Origin of the sequence: Brachybacterium sp. p3-SID957 (assembly GCF_025144775.1) — a bacterium.
GTDB classification, from domain to species: Bacteria; Actinomycetota; Actinomycetes; order Actinomycetales; family Dermabacteraceae; genus Brachybacterium; species Brachybacterium epidermidis.
Map to the genome: position 1 here is coordinate 1 of NZ_JALXKT010000104.1, position 4499 is coordinate 4499.

Consider the following 4499-nt stretch of genomic DNA (forward strand, 5'->3'; position numbering starts at 1 on the left):
GCCCCACACCGCCCGCGGCGATCAGCCCCCGGCCTCACGCCTCCGCACCGGCGTCGACAACGTCATGACCAACTACTTCTAGCCGCCCTATTCGGGCATTAAGAAGGCCCTGCCCACCCGGCTGTCCCGCTGAGCCGGGCTGGTTCGATCACTGCGCCGCTGTGCTGGACAACGCGCGTCTGGGATCCACGCTGGTGTGCTGGCCCTCAGGTGTCACCCGTGCCCAGCCACCGGCCGAGCTCTGCGACGTGCCCCGCGATCACGTCGGCCGATCGGCGCGCCACCTCGGGGGAGCGGCCGTAGGGATCCAGCACGTCGGCGGCCGAAAGCTGCACACCCGACCGCGCCCAGGCGCGGATCCCGGCCCGATGCGCTCCTGCGCCCACGCCGGGGGGTGAGTCCGCTGACGCGCCGGAGTCAGCCAGCGCACCGGTTGAGGTGAGCATCACCGTGCGTAGCCCTACTGCGGGCCATTCCTCGATGATCCACGCCCGCTGCCGCTTGCTCATCGTCACGATCAGATCCGCACGGACCGCGGCAGCCTGATCCAGCTGCGCCCCGACCAGCCCGTCGGGCGAGAGGCCGAACCGTGCGAACTCCGGCAGCATCTCGGCGGCCACCGGCGCTCCTACCAGCGCCATCGTTCCCCTGGAGCGCACCTCGACTCCCGCCACGCCGCTCCCTGCAAGTCGGCGTCTCAGCAGTGCTTCGGCGAACGGTGACCGGCACACGTTGCCGGTGCACACCATGAGGATCGAGAAGGGCAGGGAGGCCATGCTCGAGTATGGCGGCGATCGGTCCGTGCGGCGCAACCGGCGGCTCGGCCCGCTTCACCTCGCGCGACCCTTCACACGCTTAGTCGGCGCCCGGGGCATATCCTGCACAGGTGAGTTCCGCCGCCCACCCCGCCGCCCCGCCCCCGGTGCGGCGCAAGCCCCTGCTCGCCGTCCTCCTCGCCCCACTGTTCATGGCTCTTGTTGCCGTGAGCGTCATCAACGTGGCGCTGACCGCCATCGGCGAGAGCCTGGATGCGACCTCCGGCGGCCTGCAGTGGGTGATCTCCGGGTACGCCCTCGCCTTCGGCATGCTGCTGGTGCCGGCCGGGCGCGCGGGCGATGCCACCGGCAGGCGTCGCATGCTCGTGATCGGCATCGGGATCTTCACCCTGGGCTCCCTGCTCTCCGGCTTCGCGCCCAGCGTGGAGATCCTCAACGTCTCCCGCATCCTGCAGGGCATCGGTTCGGGCCTGCTGAACCCGCAGACGGTCGGCCTGATCCAGCAGCACTTCCGTGGGCAGGACCGCGCCCGGGCCTTCGCGTTCCTGGCCACCACCGTGGCCGTCGCGACGGCCGTCGGCCCCGTGATCGGCGGCCTGCTGATCCAGATCCTGGGGCCCGACCAGGGCTGGCGCTGGATGTTCTTCATGAACGTCCCCATCGGCGTGCTCGCCATCCTGGGCGCCTTCCGCTACCTGCCCGATGACCGCGCCTCCCGCACCGGCCGACGCGCGGACCTCGACCCGGTGGGCACGATCCTGCTGTCCGTGGCGATCGTGTGCATCATGCTGCCGTTCCTGGAGCGCGGCGTGGACGCCCTGATCTGGCTGGCCTTCCCCGTGGGGCTGCTGCTGGTGGGCCTGTGGTGGGGCTGGGAGCAGCGCTACAAGCGCAAGGGCCGCCCCCCGATGGTGGACCCCGCGATCTTCGCCAACAAGGCGTTCCGCAACGGCATCCTCATCGTCTCGGTGTACTTCCTGGGCTCCACCAGCATCTGGATCATCGTCCCGCTGTACCTGCAGATGCACCTGGACCACACCGCGTTCGAGGCCTCCCTGCTGGGACTGCCCTCGGCCATGGCGGCTGCCGTCTCCTCGCAGATCGCCGGGCGGTACGTGCTCGCCCTGGGCCGCCGCATGGTCATCTACGGCTTCGCCGTGGCGCTCGTCGGTCTGGGCGGCACCGCCCTGCTGGCCGGCCCCGTCGAGTCGGGCGCGATCTCCTTCTGGTTCCTGGCCGTCCCGCTGACGCTCATGGGACTGAGCAACGGCATGACCATCTCGCCGAACCAGACCCTCACCCTGAATTCCGTGGACCCCCGTTACGGCGGCGTGGCCGGCGGCATCCTGCAGCTGGGGCAGCGCGTGGGCGCTGCCCTGGGCACCGCCATGATCCCCGGCGTGATCTTCTCGCTGACCGAGTCCGGCACCGAATGGCTCGAGGCGTTCATGATCGCCCTGGTGGTCATCATGGTGCTGACCGTGATCGCGATGGGCGTGAGCATCCATGACCGGGCCCGTGAGAAGGCCCAGCCGGGCGCTTTGTGAGAAGAACCGGGGGACAGCACGAGATGAGCAGGCGCAGGCAACGGGGCCAGGCGCGCATCATCCCCACCGGGTGGGACGACGCGTCCGGCATCCCCGCCGGGTGGGACGAGGTGCCCGGCCCCGAGGACCGCCCCGCCAGCGGCACGTCCGCCCCCGCGTCGGCACAGACGCGAACCGAGCCGGAGGGCCGCGTCGGCGGTGCGGGGAAAGAGAAGTCCCGACGTCGGCTGATCGCCATTGCTGCCGTGCTGGCCCTGGTGATCGGCCTTGGGATCGTCCTGCCCGCGCTGCTGAACCGCGGCCGGGGTCCGGAGGCGATGGTGCGCGAGTACCTCGATGCCCTGGTCTTAGGTGACACGGCCACCCTGCGCGAGCACACCTCCACCGGCAGCGGGCCCGGCACCGCGGCCATGACCGATGAGGTCTACTCCGCCGCCACCGATCGGGTGCAGGACTACGAGGTGCTGGAGGTCCGCACGGAGGGGGAGAGCGCGACTGCCACCGTGCTGCTCGACAACGGCACCCACCAGTACGAGTCCACTGTCACCCTCACCGGCCACTCCCGGAACTTCTACAGCCCGCTGGAATGGCGCATGGATCCCGTGGACTACGGGACGGTGGAGCTGCTCGTGCCGCCCTTCGCGGGGGAGCTCCTGGTCAACGGCACCACCATGGCCATGGATCACGTGCGTCGCCCCACCGTGGACGGGCAGTACGAGACGGTGCTCCAGCTCCTGCCCGGCACCTACGAGATCGCCCTTCCCGACAGGGGCGAGCTGGTCGCACCGCTTCCCCTCGAGATCACCGTGCTGCCGTCCCTCGGGGCCGAGGCGCGCTACATCCGGGGCCAGGAGCTGGGCTACGACATCACCGAGGCGGGCCGACAGGAGATCGAGCAGCAGGTCTCATCCCACCTCGAGGACTGTGCCGACAGCCAGGCGCGCCAGCCCGACCTCTGCCCTTTCTCGGTACCGGTGGGGGAGCGGGAGGCCGGGCAGCCCTCGGGCGGGACCTGGGAGATCCTCGAGCAGCCGCAGCTGGAGATCACGCCTGCGCTCAACGGAGGGTTCGACGTCGTCGGGACCGGTGGCAGTGCACGCTTCACCCCGCACGCGGGGCCAGACGGCACTGCCCAGGAAGCGATCACCGTGGACTTCGAGGTGAGCGCACTGGTGTTCCAGGACCCAGGAGGCGGTCTCCACGCCATCGTGCTGGGGGCGAGCGGGCGGTACGGAGTGGTCGTCTGCTACGACTCCGAGACGGGGCAGAGCTCCGTCTCGGCGGATGCGGTGACGGGAACAGTCGACTGCGGGTGACCCGCCCACGAATCACATCGATGTCATTCTGAATCGCCTCTGACCTGCGTAAAAAGCGCGCAAAATTCGGCGGCCAGGCAAGGGGAGGCACTACCGGAGTCAGCGCTTTGCAGGCAGTGTAAGAAGGCCCGACCTCCCGGCGGCGTCGCTGGCGGGTCGAACTCCGTGATGCATCACCCCGCTGTCCCCTGCTTGATTCGCCGTCCCCGCCTGATCGAGCGGGCCCTGCCCCCCCGGCAGGTCCCGCACCTTCCCCCCAGGAGCCTCCCCATGTCCGATCCCCGTCGTACCCCCACACATCGCGCCGAAGGCGGTGCCGTCTACTTCCGCGGCGCTCGCGTGGCGCCCAAGATCGCAGCCGCCACCGGCGGCGCCGTCGTGGCGGCAGGGCTCAGCCTCACAGGGGCAGGCATCGCCAGCGCCGACGACTCCGTGTGGGACAAGGTCGCCCAGTGCGAGTCCGGCGGCAACTGGTCGATCAACACCGGCAACGGCTACTACGGCGGCCTGCAGTTCTCTCCCTCCACATGGCGGGCCTTCGGCGGCACCGAGTACGGCTCTCAGGCGCATCAGGCCACCAAGGCCGAGCAGATCGCCGTCGCCAAGCGCACCCTGCACCAGCAGGGCCCCGGAGCCTGGCCCACCTGCGGCAAGCGTGCCGGCCTGACCCGAACCAACGGCGGGGCCGACCCGAACGCCCGGCCCGGCGGAGGCTCGGCCGCTTCCCGTGGCGGCGATCGCGGGACCACTCCCGCTCCGAGCACCGGTGCATTGGTGGTGGACGGCAAGTTCGGCCCCAAGACCGCCCGCGCCCTGGAGGCCTGGATCGGTGTCGGCCAGGACGGCCGCCTCTCCACCGG

4 protein-coding genes are annotated in these 4499 nt (G+C 70.5%); 3 read left to right on the plus strand and 1 reads right to left on the minus strand.

Annotation, left to right across the window (positions count from 1 at the left end; genetic code table 11):
- Positions 1–206: 206 nt before the first annotated feature.
- Positions 207–776, minus strand: coding sequence for a hypothetical protein (locus M3B01_RS14370; RefSeq protein ID WP_276545190.1), 570 nt, complete (start codon positions 774–776; stop codon positions 207–209).
- Positions 777–922: 146 nt separating this feature from the next.
- Here M3B01_RS14370 and M3B01_RS14375 point away from each other — a divergent pair, with 146 nt between their 5' ends.
- From M3B01_RS14375 to M3B01_RS14385, 3 genes are all read left to right on the plus strand, one after another.
- Positions 923–2323 carry an MFS transporter gene (locus M3B01_RS14375; RefSeq protein ID WP_396123390.1) on the plus strand — a complete coding sequence of 467 codons (1401 nt, stop codon included), beginning with the start codon at positions 923–925 and terminating at the stop codon, positions 2321–2323.
- A gap of 23 nt (positions 2324–2346) precedes the next feature.
- Positions 2347–3639, plus strand: a complete 1293-nt coding sequence (locus M3B01_RS14380) for a hypothetical protein (protein ID WP_259793208.1) — start codon at positions 2347–2349, stop codon at positions 3637–3639.
- Positions 3640–3909: 270 nt separating this feature from the next.
- On the plus strand, positions 3910–4499 hold a 590-nt coding region (locus M3B01_RS14385), incomplete at its 3' end, for a transglycosylase family protein (RefSeq protein WP_259793211.1).